Genomic DNA, 18,053 nt, shown 5'->3' with positions numbered 1-18,053 from the left:
ATTACGTTAAAAATAGTTTAAAAGCCACTTTTTTCTGAATGTACAAGCAATTTTTCTTTTTAAAAATAGAATATATAGAAACACCAATTTTAAATAAAGGTAGGGAATTCATTTGACTAAATTTTATTATGATCAAAATGATGAAAGTAAACACTGTTTAAAAGCGATGTTTGACCTTCGCAAAAATAAAAGTAAACATGAAAAAGACCATGGCAAAGATAAATGCAAAGACAAACATGAGAAAGACCATGGCAAAGATAAATGCAAAGACAAACATGAAAAAGATTATGGCAAAGATAAATGCAAAGACAAACATGAAAAAGATTATGGTAAAGATAAATGCAAAGACAAACATGAAAAAGATTATGGCAAAGATAAATGCAAAGACAAACATGAAAAAGATTATGGCAAAGATAAATGCAAAGACAAACATGAAAAAGACCATGGCAAAGATAAAGTAGTCTTTTATGAAAAAGACTACAATAAGAATAAATGTAAATGCAGTAAAAGTTATAGCAATTAAGCCATTTGAATGTTAATATTCACAGTTTACAACTAGGTAACGGAAGAAAGGGTATTAACTTTCAAGTTAATACCCTTTTTTATGCCCCCTAACTTTTTATTGTATATATACTTTTGGTAATTACAAAATCCAGGACCCACTGCTAATAAAAAACCACATTGACCAAGAAAAACTTGTCCAATGTGGTTTTTTATTATGGCTGATATTTAGAAATAACAATTTTTGTTACGTTTTTTATTTTGATTATTACAACCAATGCAAAATGTTTTTTGAATAAAGACATTTAGCGTTCCAGCAGTAGTAGCAGAAGGGTTAGAGACAGTTAATCTTTCAAAATTTTCAACTTGAAAAGCTCGTGTAGAACCTGCAGGTATAGTAGCTGTAATAGGCATTCTAGAACCTCTTACAAAAATTGAAACCGTAAGACCAGTAGTTACAGCTGATAATTGGAGAAGCGTCTTGTTATGATTTTTAGTAAAATCTTCAAAAACATTTAGATCTATAGCGTTAGCAGCAACTGCGATAGTTAATGGGATGTTTCCTGTTAAATTAGTTCCAGAACCTTCAATTGTATGATTTTCAACAAAGAATTTTTCATTGTCATTTCTCTTGCTATATGAACCTCTATAGGGGTAAGAAGGGTCTACATAATATACTTCATCGTTTTTATTATAATGACGATAGCTTTTTATAATAATCACTCCTTTTTTATTTATACAATATTTTATTCATTTATCTATCAATTGTTTGTGTGCTTGTCCAATAATATTAAATTTCATAAAAAATTTATCATTTCCTGATCCAAGGTTAGATGAAAAATTGTTAGAGAAATCAAATCATGAGAAAATACTTTCATTTGAGAGATGATAAAATTCCAAATAGAAACCTTTTAGATACCGGCTATTTTTTTATGTATAAGTGTACTTGTCCAATCCTTCTTAATAGATTCCGAATATTATATTAGGAATTCATTAATTGGGAGGAATTTTAATGTTTTTTTGGCTTTCTGTGACCACATCTGTATTTATTATTATATTGTTATTTTATATAGTTAAATATATCGTTACGCTTTTCCGTTCAGAACCTCCAACAGCTTTTGAGTCAAATCAATTAATTATTAAGTTTAACGAAAATGTATGTGAGCATAGGGCATCAGAGATTCACCGTAAAAATAAATGTGAAATTTTAGAAAAAAATAACACCTTAGGATTTCACCTCGTATATACCACAAAGAACGTAAAAAAGCTTATTAATATCTATAATAAACTTGATGAAGTGGAGTATGTAGAACCCAATTATATTTTCAAAGCTTCTTATACACCCAATGATTCCTTTTATCCTTTTCAATATGGCCCTCAAAAAGTACAAGCTCCTTCTGCTTGGGATGTGACTAAGAGTAATAGTAGTATAAGAATTGCAATTGTAGATACAGGTGTCCAACTTAACCATCCTGATTTAACTTCAAAACTCTTGCCAGGTTATAACTTTGTAGATGGGAATACAAACCCAAGCGATGGAAATGGACATGGGACTCACGTAGCTGGTATTGCTGCAGCAGCAACCAATAATGTTTCAGGTATTGCTGGCATGGCCCCATTAGCTTCCATATTACCACTTCGTGCACTTGATAATACTGGTAATGGCACCCTAACTAATATTGCGAATGCTATTATATATGCAGCCGATCAAGGTGCGCAGGTGATTAATTTAAGTTTAGGGGGTTCCCAAGGCTCCCTTACATTAGAAAATGCGATCAATTACGCTTGGGATAAAGGTTCGGTTATCTTAGCAGCTGCTGGCAATGAAGGAGCTAATACCTTAACCTATCCAGCATATTACGAAAATGCGATCGCTGTAGCATCTACAGATTCAAATGACCAGAAGTCTAGTTTTTCAAATTATGGGACGTGGGTAGAAGTAGCAGCCCCTGGTTCTAACATTTTATCAACCTATATTGGCAGTAACTATGCGTATTTAAGCGGTACCTCCATGGCCTGCCCTCACGTAGCCGGATTAGCGGCCCTCTTAGCAGCTCAGGGGAAAAACAACGTGGAAATTAGAGAGGATATTCAATCTACAACTGACCCCATTCTTGGCACAGGTTCATATTGGACTTATGGTCGGATTAATGCAAACCGAGCAGTTCGCTAAAGTTAATAAAAAATACCTCCAATTCAATTAGTTTCCTCTTACTTGTTCATTAATAATCTCATTCGATTCACAGTCTCCCTTAACCATCTTTTCTTCTCACCTACACATTCTTTAACTTTCATAAAAATCACCTCTTGTTTCCCTTCTACTCAATTATTTTTAAAGAAACAAGAGGTTACATTTCATATTTACATATGTCCTTACGTAGTTAGTTTACGTTCATTAATCATTGTATTAACTACCTCTTCATTGCTTTCTAAAAGTTCTTTAGTAGTGGTATTATGATTTTTCGCATGACGAGAAAAATTGGCTTTGCTATACCAATGATGACATAAAGGACATGGCAATTCATTTTCAATCTCATAAGCAATTGACGTCCATCTTGTAGAAAATGAGGAAGGTTTGCCTGTATCATTTTTTGTATACGGGGTGCCCTCATGATGTATAGACTTTTGTATACGCTCTGTAGTCACAGCAACTTCATTTGTAGTCTCGTTGTATAGACTATCTTCTAATTCTTCTCTAATTAGTAAGAACCCAGCTTCTGACATAGATAGCCCTAACTCGTCACAAAGTTGGCGAAAATGCTCATATATACTTTCCGGCAACCTAATAGGCAACACCTTACTTGGTTCTTTTGTTTTTGATTGACGAGCGTACTTATCTAATTTACCCAACCCTATCACCTCGTATATACAATTTGTATACACATTCAATACAGAGGCTTTATCTTCCTGCTATCTTTCTAACTACATACTGTATACATTATGTAGTTGATGAGTTTTTATAGAGATATTAATTTAATCTAATTATTGATTACACGCTTTTTTAATAGTGCTCTTCAGTAACTCTATCCAAGAATTTGTTGTTATCATGCATCATCTTATTCCTATTATCTCTCTACATCTCCCATCAGTTCATATAAAATATTGTTCACCTTTCCCATTATTTTCGAACCTTGATTCATTAATTGAACGTTCTAACCGATTAAACCTTTTAGCTTTTTTTCTCGTGATGTTTGCTCTTCAAAAAATTAGAATAACTTAAATTATTCTTTCAAAAATCTTTGACGAGATACCCCATGTTCTTGCACTAGTTCATTAATTTCCACATAGGAACTGGATCAATGCTTCATAAAAATATATCCGTGACATTCGTTTCTTTTCTGTAAATTGTAGTTCTTCACTAAACAAGAGAGAAGAGCATAAGGGGTTTTTGCCCCCACCATAGGTGTGGGGCTAGGCAAAGCCTAGCAAAACTGTGGGTACAAAGAAAATCGCTAAATGTCCCCTTTACGTCCCCTTTTTTTGGTATACGTCCCTTTTACGTCCCCTTTTAAAATCCCAACGCCCCCTTTATGTCCCCCTATTTTGGAGCCATGTCCCCTTTGCGTCCCCCTGTGTTTTTTCACTTTATGGCTAAATCTTGTTGCTTTTCATTCAATTTTTGAAGCTTTTCTTTTAAACTTTTTTGTTCATCTTCATAGAGCTGAATGCTTGCATCACTCGATTGAATGGCATCCTTTTTCATCGCAATTTTTAATTTTAGATTGGCTACTTTATAGTTTTCCATTTTATTTTTCACAACATCTTTTTCTAACTCATGTGCATCAGCGTTTTTTAAAATGGTAATCGTTTATAGAATAGAAATCTATTTCTAAACGATAAAAAATACTAAGGAGAATTACCCACTATGAAGAGGTAGCGAAGGGTTTTTTATCACAAATGTTGGAATCATTGAAGTATATTTCACTCACCAAATAGCATTTATAATTTAAGATCTTTGCATTATAGATAATCTAAATTAAGTTATTATCGAGAAAATATGAATCCACATTAGGTGAAAGTTCTCATCTCATCTAGTAAAGTTGGAAGAGTTAAAACGAAGACACCATATATTAAATATATTTTAGTTTTAAAAAGGTGTTTAAGATCTGTATAGAAAAGCAAAAGTATTCAAGCCAAAACATTCTCAACCAGAGGTCACCATCCCACCCACCAGATGCTGTCTAGAGCACCATTTTATTTATGAAAATGATGATAGAACGCAAAAAGATATCTGTAGATATCTTAATAAGATTTATATTCCCTAAGAAAGTTTTTTAATGAGCTATTGGATGAGTAAATTAAATTATAGCTTGTCCTTTTTCCAATAAGAGTTTGACATAATTCTGTGATTTTATCTAACTTACTTTCCATTTAAATGAAGAACGATTGAAAAGTCTAGCTTTTTAATATAGCTAATAAAATTACTTACAATAGCATATCTCCTTCAATCAGGAGATATATTATAATGTGTGATTTCTGAGTGCGTGTTCGCAGAGTATACATCTAGATAGTCCTTTTAAAATAAAGAAGCAACCTCATTCTTTTCGTAGGAGAGAGGTTGCTTTTTTATTATGTTGAATTGTTGAATAGACATTTCTTTAGTCAAAATACAACATAAGGGATATGTAAATGCTATTTTATATATCCTGAACATATATATATAAGGTGCACTTTTTATACATTTTTTCATTAATCACCTTTCTGAAGAACGTAGACAAATCAAGAATGTATAAAAAGCTGCATACTCCGGAAAAAGAACCCTCGGCGGAATCGTGGGACTGACCCCTAATAGTGAGACAAATAAAAAACACCTTTAAGTTAAAAAACGGGTATATACTACCTAACAATCACTTGGAGGTGTTTTTTCTATGGGGACAAGAGTTAGTTATCCAGCAGAGATAAAGATAAAAGCTATTGAGATGAGATTAGCTGGTATACCTGTCAAAGAAGTGCTTTCCCAATTAAATATTCGCAGTTACACCCAATTAAAAAGGTGGATGAAATGGTATAAAAATGGAGAAATGCATCGATTTGAACAGCCTGTAGGCAAGCAGTATTCATACGGAAAGGGACCTGGCTTTAAAGACGAAATGTCCAAATTGAAAGCAGAAAACCGGTATTTAACACAACAGATTGAGGTCTTAAAAAAGTACAAGGAATTGGAGAGGAAGTGGTCCCAGAAATCGTAGTGAACGTAGTAGAAGAGTTAAAAGATAAGATGCCAGTCTATCAAATCTGTCAGCACCTTGATATCCCTCGATCGACTTATTATCGCTGGAGGAAACAGGAACAATCAGAACGGACAAAGAAAAAGAAATGGATGGAACAACAGATCGGTGATCAATGTCAAAAACATAAGTTTCGATATGGCTATCGAAAAATTACAGCATTACTCAATCGAACGATGAAAATTAACCATAAATTTGTACAACGTGTCATGCAGAAATACGGTTGGCAGTGTCGCGTAAAACGAAAAAAACGAAAGCAAACAGGGCAACCTTATCAGGTTGCAGAGAATGTATTAAATCGTGAGTTTCAAGCTGATGGCCCTCTTCAGAAATTAGTAACTGATATTACCTACTTGCCTTTTGGACCTAAGCAGTTGTATCTTTCAAGTATTCAAGATTGGTTTAATGGGGAAATCATTGCATATTCGATTGGTGATCACCAAAATGTAGAATTTGTCTTAGATACGTTAAGCCAACTTCCTTTTTTACCTAAGGGATGTACGTTGCATAGTGACCAAGGATCTGTGTACACCTCGCATCTCTATCAACAAAAAATTAAAGAAAGAGGCATTACTATGAGTATGTCCCGTAAAGGGACACCCGCAGATAATGCCTCCATTGAATCGTTTCATTCCTCGCTAAAGTCTGAAACGTTCTACCTCGACGAGTTAACATATACGACGACCACCATCGTCGAACAAATCGTCGAAAACTATATTACTTATTACAACAATGCCCGTATTCAAACGAAACTAAACAACCAGTCACCAGTACAATACCGGCAGCTGGCTGTTTAAAAGGTGCTTTGAGTCCTGTCTCACAAACAGGGTGCAGTCCCCGTTCTGCAACAAGGGTTCTTTTTTTGATGTGTACTGGAAGAGTCATTATGTTAAACATAGTTGTATGTCATATACAGCCTGCAAATAGAAAAAGCTACTAAAAATCAGTAGCTTTTCTATTTGTAGCGAGGATTTCGAGTGGATGCTTCATCGCATCTTGTGTAGTTTGCTCTAATTATTAGGTAGTTAGTATTCATACTAAGAAATTAATTAAAAAAATAAGTTCATAAACCAATTATTTATTGCTTGTCCTGTTCTTTTTCAATAATGATGGCTATTTTATTAATAGCTTCTGTTAAATGATCTATTTTCTTTTCAAAGCGTAGTAGAAGATAAAAAGTAACAACAATAGGAAAGCCAAAATTTCCGATAAGATTCAGCCATTGTTCTATCTTAATTACCTCCTTTTAGATACCGTTATTCTATATAATATGCAGCTAAATAAGAAGAGTTTGGACATGTTCTAATACGTATAAAATGGCTTAATTCATTGATTTCAACCGTTTTTATTCTTGAATAAGAAATTTAGGACAAGCATACAAACAATATTATTGATTTAGAATATTATATTTCATACTAATTAGGGATGGAATGAAACTTATGAAATCAAGGTCATCTAGAAGTAAAAAAACAGCAAATAGTGTAACAGAGTATCAATCAAAGAAATCTAGAATATCAAAAGTGAGTAATAGTGCAGACTTTTCGTTTCCACATCAAAGTTTTCAAGAACAAGTTGTGGCTTTAGTAAACATAGAAAGAAAGAGATCTGATATTGCGCCTCTTATGATTAATTTAAATTTGAGCAAAGTTGCAAATTTGAAGGCTGCTGACATGAGAGATAATAACTATTTTTCACATTATAGTCCTCAATATGGTACACCTTTTGAAATGTTAAAAAATTTTGGTGGTTCGTATCAATATGGTGCTGAAAATATTGCAGCTGGTTATATAACGCCTCAAGCAGCTTTTGAAGGTTGGAAAAATAGTCCTAGCCATTATGCTAGTATGTTAAATGCAAATTATAAGTACACTGGAATTGGTTATGTTCTTGGCCTAGAATCTAATCGATACAAAGCTTATTGGGTTCAATTGTTTAAAGGCTGATAAGATTTAGTATTTCTATAAGTTGAGTCTTTGTAATAATGACATTTAGACATGCCTTTCTATATAAAAAACCATTAAAGTTCTTAGTCTCTAATGACTTTTTTGTTCCAGTAACAGGTTGTATATTAACTAAGGCTGTATATTCATAGTCATCCAAAAAATGAAAAAAACTATATATTCCTAGTCAAAAGAGGCAGTTTTTTTCTGTAGCGGAATTTAATTTTGTGTGTCAAGTTTGTCAATATCTTGTGTAGTTTGCTCAAAAAACAAAATTTCATTTTCAATAGACAAGTTACCTAAAGGGAAATAAAGGAATATTATGCAGTTCAAATAAATTTCGTCTCACACTCAGAATCCTTTTAACTTTATTTTTCACCTTCATAATTTACAAAGTCAAAAAAAGAAAAAACAATCTGTATTGGAAGACAGATTGTTTTTTCTTTTAAATTAGAGATGGCTTTATCGAAGTGGCATTCCAAGAGCCTTCTCTAATAATATTCAAAACCTTTTTAAATAATGATTTCCAATAAAATCCATTATATTAATTAAACATACATATGATATATATTCTAAAAGACAAAAAAACTCTCGGGCATCAGGGAGTTTTTCTGTTTTTTAACAACTACAAATTCGTCAGGGAGGTGAACTAATCTGCTGAAATTAAAGGGTATGGTTCTTTCATTCTATGTAAACTAATCTAAAGGGTTTATATATATTTCTATAAAATTAAATTTGCTGATTACATATCGTTACTCCTGTTAGTTCAACGCTTGAGGAACACGGGGAGCATTTTGATTTTCTATACATATTCTAAAAGTATTAAGCATATGGGGGGGTGAATGTATGTTCTTTGGAGGTTATGGTGGCGGTTGCGGCTATGGTTACGGTGGAGGCGGCTGTGGTTTTGGCAGTGGTTTCGCTTTGATCATCGTATTGTTTATTTTATTAATCATTATCGGCGCTTCTTGTTTTGGCGGCTTTGCCGGTGGTTGCTAATAATTAAAGGTTATCTTGCTTTTAATTATTATTTACCTTTATTTCCTATTTAAAAAAGTTAGCTTTGTGCTAGCTTTTTTTATTTGTTAATTATGTATTCATAGTATTATAAACTCTTATATTTATAATACTAAAGAAACTAATGGTAAATAGCAGCAATTTTTTTAAATTGAATTCTAGGAGTAAACATGCTTATAAATATTTACAGATACATATAATGCATTAGTCCATGTAATTTGTATTCCTACTCCTTTACTTAAATTTTATAAAAAGTAGTGATAGTATTTCTAGTCATGGTGGATGTGGACTTGGTGGATGTTTTGCCATTCTAATTGTTTTATTTATTCTTCTTGTCATTATTGGATAGAGTTGTTTTAGGATGTATTCCTTACTAATTCGAAACACTCCTGATTGCCATCAAAATCAGGAGTGTTTTGCCGTTCATATCAAAGGGTTTGGAGGTTATTAATATAAATATTGTATAGTATGCGGAAGTGAAAAATTGGCATGGAAAAGTATAATCAATTTTCACATTGTCAAAATATTTTTTCACTGGTAAGCATTTTGCTTATACCAAATTTCATTCTCTTCATAGCATGTACTATAAGGTTATTTGGAGGTGAAGTTATGCCAGGACGTCGTAGTGGAGACCGTCGTACATCTCGTTCTAGATTAGATGGTTTTCGAAGAGGAGATGAAATTCAAGTCTTTTCTGCTGGAAGACAACTTGATGGAAACGGTACGTTTATTCGAGTAGAAAATGGTTTCTTAGTATGGGAAGATAATTCTGGAAATAGAAATGTTACTAGTTTAGAAAGTATCAGTGTTCGTCGAGTAAGAAGACATTATTACTAATATTTTGGACGGGCTATTACTTTGGAAAAGCGGAGTTAACTTAAGTTGGTTTAGTTAAAATAAATTAGTGCTATATTGGAAGATAAAACTACCCAGTAAGTTTTAAATAAGGTGGTTTTATCTTCTTTTTTATAATATATTTCTAAAAAAGAAGACAAGGAGGATTTTTATGAGTACTATTATTAATTTTAATGAGTTCCAAAGACAAAAAAAATGAAGAAGTTTCTTCGCTTTGTTTTAGTAATAGGAGCAATTAGTATCTTCTGTATATTTGCTTACGTACTAATCGTAACAGGAAGATATCCCCCGGCTGAGTATCCTCCCTATATTGAGGCTAAACCATAATAACTGATAATTACCCCCTTATTTAACTTCTCATAAAGGATTTCAATTCGGTTTATTTGTTTATTATTATAAATGATGAACTCCTATTTATACTCTTTTATTAAGATGCAGATTTAAGTTTATTCGTTAAACGTAAAAAAGCTTCTTTGTCCTTATTCCTTAAGGACTGATCAATTTCTTCAAGGATTTTACCTTTTTTGAAATCATTCATTACTTGACTTAGGAACAATTCGGCTAACATTTCATCAGATATACTTGTTTCAGCTTGACTCATTTCATTAGACATATTATTTTCCATAAACTATTAACCCCTTTATCATTTCTTTTTTAAAAACAGTATTTCCTTTTTTCATTGTTTTAATACGAGATTAATAGATAAAATAGCGCGTAGAATAATATGTAATGAAAAACAATCTAACAAAAAGAATAATGCTAACACTAGCTCTCCATGACGAAAATAAGTGAATTTTTCACCGAATAGATATTACGTAAATCTTTTCTATAAAATATAATATTTTTTCACTTAGGACTCCGATGCTAATATATACGTTGTTTTAACTATTTTCTTCTTATTTAAATAGTCTCCATATTTATCTTATTTTCGTATTGTTTTACTAATTTATAAAACGTTGTCTTTTTTACATTTGCTTCCTTCATTGCCTGTACAGCTGTAATCTCTTTTTGCTTCCATCGATTATAAGCCTCAATGAATTCTTCGCTGACTTGAGCTTTGGGGCGCCCAAAAGATATACCCTTAGTTAACGCAACATCAATTCCCTCACGTTGACGCTTACGAATACGATCTCGCTCTTCTTGAGCCATCCAAGACAGAATTTGCAGGACTAAATCCGCAATAAACGTTCCCAGACTGTCCTTATACTGAGTTGTATCTAACAACGGCATATCTAAAACTACAATGTCTGCCTCAATCTCTTTTGTGATGGCATTCCATTCCTGGAGAATTTCTTCTTTATTGCGACCGAAACGATCTAAAGAATGAATATAAAGGATATCCCCTTTACGAATCATTCGTTTTAATAATTGATATTGTTCTCGATTGAAGTTTTTTCCGCTTTGTTTATCAATGAAAATATCGCGAGGAGAAATCCCAACTTCCTGCATCAATTGAAGTTGACGACCTTCATTTTGATCTCGGCTGCTTACACGTATGTATCCAAATCTTCTATTTTCCATTTTTATACTCCTTTTGTGGTTCTCTTCATCTTATTTTACCAAAATCGTTCGTAAAAGTGTATAAATTACAGAGAACGTTCGTAATTTATTTTCAAACTTAAACGAACGATAAAAATAATAGATTTCTTATAAAAAAGAAAAGTTCGCAAACGTATACTTTTACGGACTGTGTATTTGACTTTATTTCAAAACATTAAAGGTGTAAACATTCTATTATTCATTATTTTTTTCTTTGTCAGGTATATTCTTAAAAATATTTTCTCCTGGATCAAATCCCTCTGGTCTCCAATAGTGTTCTTCGTACTTACCTTCTTCAAATATCTTTCTAAGATAACTGATAGCATCAAACCATGTACTAAATACTAAAAATGAATAAGGAAGGCTACCTTCATCATTCCATACAATCCACTTATCTTCTTTAGATTGTGTAACAAGGTAAGAAGCATCGGGAGGCATTTTGAATATCTCATATGTATTCTCAAGGACATCATCCCAAGAGTTAAAGCCTAATTCTTTAGCAAAAGTTTGATATTCCTTTAAAAATATATTTTTTACGAACTTGAAAATATGCCCCATCATCTAGTCCCCTTTCTTTTACTTAAATATCAAGTAGTCGGTCATTAATTTGTACTACTTTTGAGTCTTCTGGGAAAGTTGAGCACACTTCTTGTATAGATGAATATCTATCCTCATTTGAATACAAGAAAAACCCTGCTCCATCATGGAAAATAGTTATGAATGTAGTATTTCCTTCCGTTTTAAAAATAGGGATAGATACGTTTTTCCATCTGCCCCATTCCTTAACTCTCTTGAGCTCAAAATTTAAATTTTCAGAATAAGAAAGCGAATAAAATTCGTTCATATTAGCAAGGTAAAAGGTATGTTCTAATGCTAAGGATAATGTACGCGCGTCTTTAATTGGTAAAGTAAAACATCTAGGGTGATAGGTAACCCGTTTAAAAAATGTATAGTAAGCTTGTTTTTCCTCTAATAATTCATACCTATATTCTATACCTAATTCATTAAATTCCTTTTCAAACTCCTCTGCCATCATATCATCACAAAGGAATGTAAGATATAAAGGATACCTATCCTGCTTAATTAAGAAAGCGAGTAAAAAATCCCTTTGTTCATCCCTATCGTCAACGCTTTCCATTGTTTCAGATATAAAGTAAACAGAATCAATAGGTCCTTCCAATTGAACATAATGCCCCACCATTTCATCAAACTCCGCATTTAAATGTTCCTCTTGAATCCAAATCTCACTCATATAAAACCTCCTTCACATATAAGAGACCTGCATAAGCTAATAATTTTTCTTATTTGGCTTTAAAGATTTGTTGCATATTGTATAGAAAAATAGTTATGGTTCAGATTTGTTGTCTAAAACAGCCGTGCAAATAACATCTGGAGGAGTAGTAAAGTCCTTTATGTACAAGAGCAAAATAAAAAGCCACCCAGTATTTGCAGGACAGGTGGCTTTTCACTATTAAAATGCATGTGCAAAAATATAATAACACATTATTTCCATATAGACTATATTTTACCGTACAAGCATATGTATAAAAGGTGCATTTTTTATACATCTTTAGGTCATTCATACCTACTGTAAAACCCGTCATATCAAGGATGTATAAAAAGCTGCATATTGCAGAAATCGTAGCCTGACTAGAACCTTTGCCTACCAAGGGTTCTCTTTTTTATGTCTTCCGGAAAGAGTGATTATGTTAACTAACCTTATATACCATATACAGCCTGAAAACAGAAAAAACTACCTTATGTGAGTAAGATAGTTCTTCTGGTGAATGCTCTAAATAAACCTATTTAACACTTTGCAGTGTCGTGGGTAGTTTGCTTAAATGATAAAAAATTATTCATAATGGACAATTAACTTAAAGATGATTTGGTGAATAAAGTGTAAGTATTATTGATTAGCTTTTAACATCAAGACTTTATAGGGGCACCCGTCTTTCTAGGAAAATGATGTTTTTGCAGATTTATATAAATTTGCTCTATATATAGAATATAGGCTACTCATTAGACCATGTCTTTCTTTTACAAAAAGTAGGTGATCATGTGTTTTATTCATCCTTCTACACCCCCTTTCATTACACTTTCTATCCTTATTTTGTTCCTTCTTTCCAACGACCTACTGGCTTTGTACTCAATTCTAATGGGGAAATTAACAGTTGGTGGGGAAATTATCCATTGGGTAATCCAGCTAAAGCACCAAAGTATTATGGTGCAGGAGAAGCTCCTATTTCTGGACCTCTCGTGCCTTTTAGTTTAAGAGGTTATTATTAACTATAAGTGATTAAAAGGGATTATTTTAATACTATTATTTCATGTTTGTGCTACTAACATCTCTACGCATTTAATTTATATTTGCAGTATAGGGAGGAATACAAATGCCATCTGTCGTAGGCGCAGTTAATATTAATAGTTTATTCGGCACAGCACCAACCGTTGAGTTTGGTGATTGCTTTAAAATTTCACCTAAAGCTACTGATATGACAAAAGTCGGAGCTGGATCAGGTAATGTAGGCAACTTTTTAAATATTACAAATGAGAAAAACTCAACTAATAATAAGAATGGTAGTATATTCAGTCAAAATATAGCTGGTAATTTATAATAAAAATAGGTTGCCTACGATTGTATGTGTCAATGTTTGGCAAAATCTTGTGTAGTTTGCTCAAAAAATACAATTTTATTCTCAAGAGGCAAGTTACTTAAGGAAAAATAAAAGTATATGATGTATATCGAGTAATTTTCGTCTCACAGATAGAATACTTTTAACTTTATTTTTCACCTTCATAATTTACAGAGTCAAAAAAAGAAAAAACAATCTGCTTCTAATACAGATTGTTTTTTCTTTTAAAGCGAGATGGCTTATCGAAGTGGCATTCCTAGAGCCTTCTCTAATAATATTCAAACCCTTTCCAGATAATGAATTCCAATAAAATCCATTATATTAGCTGAACATATATATCTAAAAAACAGAGAAACTCCCAGGCGGCAGGGAGTTTCTCTGTTTTTTAACATCTGCAAATCCGTTAGGGAGGATAACTGATCTACTGGGATTCAGTGGGATGGTTCATTCATTCTATGTAAAGTAATCTAAAGGGTTTATATATATATCTACAAAAATCCTGCTATTTCTATCAGTGCAGAGTATGGGCGAGCATTTTCATTTTTTATACATATCTTAAAAGTATTAAGCATATAGGGGGTGGAAATATGGGCTTCTTTGGAGGTTACGGTGGCTGTGGTTATGGCGGCGGTTACGGCTATGGTGGAGGCGGCTGTGGTGGTGGCTTTGCCTTAATCATTGTACTTTTCATTTTATTAATCATTATTGGTGCTTCTTGCTTTGGCGGAGGTTTTGGTCGTTGCTAATGATTAAAAATCATTTTTATCCTAAAAAGTTAGCTTTGTGCTAGCTTTTTTTATTAGGCAATAATGAATCGATAGTAATGTAGAAATAAACATGCTCACAAGTATTGTCTGTTACATATAATGCGTTAGCCCATATAAATTGTTTCCCTACTCCTTTAGTTTTACTCAAACCTTATAAAAGGAGTGATAGTATGTCTAATTGTGGTGGATATGGATTTGGTGGAGGTTTTGCTCTTCTAATTGTCCTATTTATTCTTCTTGTCATTATTGGATGTAGTGGTTTTGGTGGCGGCTACGGAGGCTACTGCTAATACAACAAAAGCCTTTCACTTGAGAGGCTTTTACATAAACTAATTTATCTTCAAATCTTTTTAATAGGCAAGTTACTAAAAGATTATTGATGCATAGGATGTAGTCAATGCACTCCAATACTTCTGTGAGTACCCTTTGTTTTTGGATGCATCCCTTACTAATTTAAAACCTCCTGACTTTCGCCAAAATCAGGAGGTTTTTGCCGTTCATATCAACAAGATTTGGAGGCTATTAATATGCACATTGTATAATATGCCGACTTTCTAAAAATGCATGGACAAGTATAACTAGTCTTTTACTTTACAGAGATATTTTTTGTTTTTAATAAGCACTTTACTTATACCAAATTTCATTTCCTTCATAGCATGTACTATAAGGTTATTTGGAGGTGAGGTTATGCCAGGACGTCGTAGTGGAGACCGTCGTACATCTCGTTCTAGATTAGATGGTTTTCGAAGAGGGGATGAAATCCAAGTTTTTTCTGCTGGAAGACAACTTGATGGAAACGGTACGTTTATTCGAGTAGAAGGTGGCTTTTTAATATGGGAAGACAATTCTGGAGTTAGAAATGCTACTAGTTTAGAAGGTATCAGTGTTCGTCTAGTAAGAAGACGTTATTGCTAATATTTTGGACGGGCTCTAATTTTATATAAACAGAAAAGCTCCTTGATTTTTACAAAGGAGCTTTTTATAAGATTTTAACTATAAATAAAGAAGAGGAAGTATTTTATTTACATAGCTTATAATCAACTTAAGTTGATTAAACCTGCCTTAAGGCAAATAAGTTTTATTAAAATTAGGAAAAATCAATTCCATAATGCTCTAGCCTAATATTTATTTTATTTGTGTTAGGCAAGTTACCTAATGAAGAATGAAAGCATAAATTACAATAAGTGTTCAAAAGAGAAAGGAGTAGGTTTATGCCTTATTCTATTATTGTTGGTAATGTATTGACTAATGGGATTACTCAAAACGGAAATCTAGATTTTGGTCATACAGTACACAATAGTCATACAGCGAATTCAAAATGGGTAGGAGCTTGTATTTCTATGGGTAATTTCTCTCCTTCTACGTCTTGGATGGCTAACGGAAACTTTGATCCAGATATTAGTGACCAAGATCAAATTGCGAACCCTTCTATGCCAATATCGGGGCAACTTTAAGAATAAAGGAGCATACTTTTTATGCCATGTAATATTAATGTTCAAAACTTTAATGCTAATGGAGTTACAGAAAATGCAAATTTAGATATAGGTAACAACGTTCAAAATAGCCATACAGCTAATTCGAAATCAGTAGGAGCCTGTTTTTCTTTTGGTAATACATCGCCTTCAGTGTCTCACATGTTGAATAATAATTTTGATCCAGATGTAAGTGATCAAGGGCAAATAGATAATACTTCAAACACTTAAATTTTATTAAATAATGAGTATAAAAATATTCTTTTTGTTCACTTTCAATTTTAAAATTAATTACTAAAAAAGCTTCTAGATATTTAATTCAGAAGCTTTTTTTCATAGGTGACAATAGTACAAGCTAAATAAAATAGAAAACATAAAATATTGTATCCATGCTAAAGAGAGGGAAAATATATGTGTTGTTGGAATTTCTTTGGTTGTGGTTGTAGACGTCGTTGTAGATGTGGTTATTCGAACTATAACAACAATTATGGTGGTTGCTCTTGTGGTAGAAATAATCACCACCACCACAATAACGATCATAACTCTTATAATCAAGGTAATAACAATTGTAGTTGCAAGGATAGAAATAATCATCATCACCAAAATCATAAATGTAATTGTGGACATAATAGTCATTCGAATTATTAACTTTAGCTAATTTACAAGTAAAAGGCTTGCTCATACATTTGAACAAGCCTTTTTTATTTACACAATTTCTTGTTAACAGCTAAGGCCTGGTCCTTACTTGTTTGATCTGTTTATCGTTGTACTTCTTAATCTTGTTATTTGCTGTCTTTGTTGTGCATGTTCTTGACTATGGATAGCTTGTTGAATAGCATTAAAAACGGTATTTAGGGTTCTGGTGCGAAAATTAAAAAACATATGCAAGTAACCCCCCAAACTTGAACATACTGATACTAGGATTCTAAAAAAGGGGATGCGATTAGTATGAAAAAGCAAAATCTATTCAAATGGAAACATTATCAGCCTGATATTATTTTATTAACTGTGAGATGGTACCTACGGTACAACCTCAGTTTTCGTGATATAGTGGAAATGATTGAAGAACGCGGATTATCGATTTCTCATACAACGATTATGCGTTGGATTCATCAGTATGGTCTGAACTAGATGAACGGGTACCGTGTCGCCTTAAGCTAATCAATGATTCCTGGAGAGTAGATGAAACGTATATTAAGGTAAAAGGTTAATGGATGTACCTATATCGGGCCGTTAATTCAAAAGGAAATACGATTGATTTTTATTTAAGGAAAACAAGAGATCATAAGGCTGCAAAACCCTTTTTCAAGAAAGCTTTGCGGTCTTTCTTTTCATGTTTCAACGCCCCGTGTCATAACAGTCGATAAGAATCCAGCCTATCCCGTGGCTATCGAAGAGTTGAAGAAAGAGAAAAAGATGCCCGTAAGCATCTACATAAGGCGGATAAAATATCTAAATAACATCGTGGAACAAGATCACCGTTTTATTAAGAATCGTGTTCGTTCGATGTTAGGGTTGAAATCATTTCATACAGCCACTTACATACTGAGTGGCATAGAAGTCATGCATATGCTGAAAAAGAAGCAAGTTCACCAAGAGGTGAAGTCTGCCCAAAGTAGAAAAGAATTCATCCATCAACTGTTTGGGTTAGCTTCATAAGCTAGTAATTCAAGGGAACCTAACGTTTTATTTTTCTAGCGAATGTTTTTTACACCACAACCGTGGAACTTCCTAAATTCGGTACCGTTGATGGCGTGGCTATCATAGCTAAGCCTACGGCAGAAACTGCAACAGCTTGTTTCTCTTTTCACCATATAAAAACCCATCATTTATCTACCAAAAATAAAAGAGCAGTTTGCAAATGCAAACTGCTCTTTTGATGACCCGTACGGGATTCGAACCCGTGTTACCGCCGTGAAAGGGCGGTGTCTTAACCGCTTGACCAACGGGCCATATTTGAATTTAAAACGACTGGCGGAGAAGGAGGGATTTGAACCCTCGCGCCGCTTACACGACCTACACCCTTAGCAGGGGCGCCTCTTCAGCCACTTGAGTACTTCTCCATATGGCTCCACAGGTAGGACTCGAACCTACGACCGAT

At 33.2% G+C, this 18,053-nt stretch carries 21 protein-coding genes, 2 tRNA genes and 1 pseudogene; 14 read left to right on the top strand and 10 right to left on the bottom strand.

Annotation, left to right across the window (positions count from 1 at the left end; all coding sequences use genetic code 11):
• The first annotated feature begins 112 nt into the window (after positions 1-112).
• Complete coding sequence (locus tag ACFX4W_RS04840; protein ID WP_377559277.1) at positions 113-523, top strand: hypothetical protein; 411 nt, start codon at positions 113-115, stop codon at positions 521-523.
• A 206-nt stretch (positions 524-729) separates the two neighbouring features.
• Here ACFX4W_RS04840 and ACFX4W_RS04835 read toward each other — a convergent pair whose 3' ends face one another.
• A complete protein-coding gene (locus ACFX4W_RS04835) occupies positions 730-1,224 on the bottom strand; it encodes an exosporium protein D (RefSeq protein WP_280169459.1) in 495 nt (164 codons plus the stop codon).
• Positions 1,225-1,513: 289 nt separating this feature from the next.
• On the opposite strand from ACFX4W_RS04835, the gene ACFX4W_RS04830 reads away from it, so the two are divergent.
• Entirely contained in the window at positions 1,514-2,674 is a 1,161-nt protein-coding gene (locus ACFX4W_RS04830) for a S8 family peptidase (RefSeq protein WP_377558879.1), read from the top strand.
• A 200-nt stretch (positions 2,675-2,874) separates the two neighbouring features.
• Here the strand turns inward: ACFX4W_RS04830 and ACFX4W_RS04825 are convergent, their stop codons facing one another.
• Together ACFX4W_RS04825 and ACFX4W_RS04820 are read right to left on the bottom strand one after the other, a co-directional pair.
• Positions 2,875-3,351: a hypothetical protein gene (locus ACFX4W_RS04825; RefSeq protein ID WP_377558870.1), complete on the bottom strand. Its 477-nt coding sequence runs from the start codon at positions 3,349-3,351 to the stop codon at positions 2,875-2,877.
• 730 nt (positions 3,352-4,081) lie between these two features.
• On the bottom strand, positions 4,082-4,258 hold the full coding sequence (locus ACFX4W_RS04820; RefSeq protein WP_377558872.1) for a hypothetical protein: 177 nt from the start codon (positions 4,256-4,258) through the stop codon (positions 4,082-4,084).
• 1,111 nt (positions 4,259-5,369) lie between these two features.
• Between ACFX4W_RS04820 and ACFX4W_RS04815 the strand changes: the two genes are divergently transcribed.
• A protein-coding gene (locus tag ACFX4W_RS04815) for an IS3 family transposase (protein ID WP_377558873.1) occupies positions 5,370-6,526 on the top strand; the annotation gives its coding sequence in 2 pieces (ribosomal slippage) (positions 5,370-5,640 and positions 5,640-6,526; 1,158 coding nt in all).
• A gap of 281 nt (positions 6,527-6,807) precedes the next feature.
• Here the strand turns inward: ACFX4W_RS04815 and ACFX4W_RS04810 are convergent.
• Positions 6,808-6,939, bottom strand: coding sequence for a YvrJ family protein (locus ACFX4W_RS04810; RefSeq protein WP_377559280.1), 132 nt, complete (start codon positions 6,937-6,939; stop codon positions 6,808-6,810).
• A 229-nt stretch (positions 6,940-7,168) separates the two neighbouring features.
• Here ACFX4W_RS04810 and ACFX4W_RS04805 point away from each other — a divergent pair, with 229 nt between their 5' ends.
• The 4 genes from ACFX4W_RS04805 to ACFX4W_RS04790 all read left to right on the top strand — a co-directional run bounded on the left by ACFX4W_RS04805 (position 7,169) and on the right by ACFX4W_RS04790 (position 9,523).
• Positions 7,169-7,672 carry a CAP domain-containing protein gene (locus tag ACFX4W_RS04805; protein ID WP_377558875.1) on the top strand — a complete coding sequence of 168 codons (504 nt, stop codon included), beginning with the start codon at positions 7,169-7,171 and terminating at the stop codon, positions 7,670-7,672.
• An 843-nt stretch (positions 7,673-8,515) separates the two neighbouring features.
• Entirely contained in the window at positions 8,516-8,668 is a 153-nt protein-coding gene (locus ACFX4W_RS04800; protein WP_165574679.1) for a YjcZ family sporulation protein, read from the top strand.
• 283 nt (positions 8,669-8,951) lie between these two features.
• Positions 8,952-9,035, top strand: a complete 84-nt coding sequence (locus ACFX4W_RS04795) for a YjcZ family sporulation protein (protein WP_263046321.1) — start codon at positions 8,952-8,954, stop codon at positions 9,033-9,035.
• Positions 9,036-9,295: 260 nt separating this feature from the next.
• Positions 9,296-9,523 (top strand): hypothetical protein, encoded by a 228-nt coding sequence (locus tag ACFX4W_RS04790; protein WP_221778289.1) that lies wholly within the window; start codon positions 9,296-9,298, stop codon positions 9,521-9,523.
• Between the two features lie 445 nt (positions 9,524-9,968).
• Here the strand turns inward: ACFX4W_RS04790 and ACFX4W_RS04785 are convergent, their stop codons facing one another.
• The 4 genes from ACFX4W_RS04785 to ACFX4W_RS04770 form a co-directional block, all read right to left on the bottom strand.
• Positions 9,969-10,166: an IDEAL domain-containing protein gene (locus ACFX4W_RS04785; protein ID WP_377559153.1), complete on the bottom strand. Its 198-nt coding sequence runs from the start codon at positions 10,164-10,166 to the stop codon at positions 9,969-9,971.
• Between the two features lie 275 nt (positions 10,167-10,441).
• Entirely contained in the window at positions 10,442-11,062 is a 621-nt protein-coding gene (locus ACFX4W_RS04780; RefSeq protein ID WP_221778286.1) for a recombinase family protein, read from the bottom strand.
• A 213-nt stretch (positions 11,063-11,275) separates the two neighbouring features.
• Positions 11,276-11,641: a hypothetical protein gene (locus ACFX4W_RS04775; protein ID WP_241771348.1), complete on the bottom strand. Its 366-nt coding sequence runs from the start codon at positions 11,639-11,641 to the stop codon at positions 11,276-11,278.
• A gap of 19 nt (positions 11,642-11,660) precedes the next feature.
• Positions 11,661-12,332, bottom strand: coding sequence for a hypothetical protein (locus tag ACFX4W_RS04770; protein WP_377559155.1), 672 nt, complete (start codon positions 12,330-12,332; stop codon positions 11,661-11,663).
• Positions 12,333-13,470: 1,138 nt separating this feature from the next.
• Here ACFX4W_RS04770 and ACFX4W_RS04765 point away from each other — a divergent pair.
• The 7 genes and pseudogenes from ACFX4W_RS04765 to ACFX4W_RS04735 all read left to right on the top strand — a co-directional run bounded on the left by ACFX4W_RS04765 (position 13,471) and on the right by ACFX4W_RS04735 (position 17,611).
• Positions 13,471-13,695, top strand: a complete 225-nt coding sequence (locus ACFX4W_RS04765) for a spore germination protein (protein WP_377559157.1) — start codon at positions 13,471-13,473, stop codon at positions 13,693-13,695.
• A gap of 605 nt (positions 13,696-14,300) precedes the next feature.
• Entirely contained in the window at positions 14,301-14,459 is a 159-nt protein-coding gene (gene yjcZ / locus ACFX4W_RS04760; protein WP_165574641.1) for a sporulation protein YjcZ, read from the top strand.
• Positions 14,460-14,650: 191 nt separating this feature from the next.
• Complete coding sequence (locus tag ACFX4W_RS04755; RefSeq protein ID WP_377559159.1) at positions 14,651-14,770, top strand: YjcZ family sporulation protein; 120 nt, start codon at positions 14,651-14,653, stop codon at positions 14,768-14,770.
• A gap of 397 nt (positions 14,771-15,167) precedes the next feature.
• Entirely contained in the window at positions 15,168-15,395 is a 228-nt protein-coding gene (locus ACFX4W_RS04750; protein WP_377559276.1) for a hypothetical protein, read from the top strand.
• Positions 15,396-15,691: 296 nt separating this feature from the next.
• Entirely contained in the window at positions 15,692-15,934 is a 243-nt protein-coding gene (locus tag ACFX4W_RS04745; protein ID WP_043977113.1) for a spore germination protein, read from the top strand.
• A 21-nt stretch (positions 15,935-15,955) separates the two neighbouring features.
• Complete coding sequence (locus tag ACFX4W_RS04740; RefSeq protein ID WP_043977115.1) at positions 15,956-16,183, top strand: spore germination protein; 228 nt, start codon at positions 15,956-15,958, stop codon at positions 16,181-16,183.
• A gap of 717 nt (positions 16,184-16,900) precedes the next feature.
• Positions 16,901-17,611: pseudogene (locus ACFX4W_RS04735) on the top strand (IS6 family transposase).
• Positions 17,612-17,832: 221 nt separating this feature from the next.
• Here ACFX4W_RS04735 and ACFX4W_RS04730 read toward each other — a convergent pair.
• Positions 17,833-17,904, bottom strand: a tRNA-Glu gene (locus tag ACFX4W_RS04730).
• A gap of 20 nt (positions 17,905-17,924) precedes the next feature.
• Positions 17,925-18,015: transfer RNA gene (locus ACFX4W_RS04725), tRNA-Ser, on the bottom strand.
• Between the last annotated feature and the right edge of the window lie 38 nt (positions 18,016-18,053).

The sequence above is a fragment of the Priestia sp. YIM B13489 genome, assembly GCF_042787645.1.
GTDB lineage: Bacteria > Bacillota > Bacilli > Bacillales > Bacillaceae_H > Priestia > Priestia megaterium.
The sequence above is the reverse complement of the archived record's forward strand: the minus strand, read 5'-3'. Positions and strand labels throughout refer to the sequence as shown.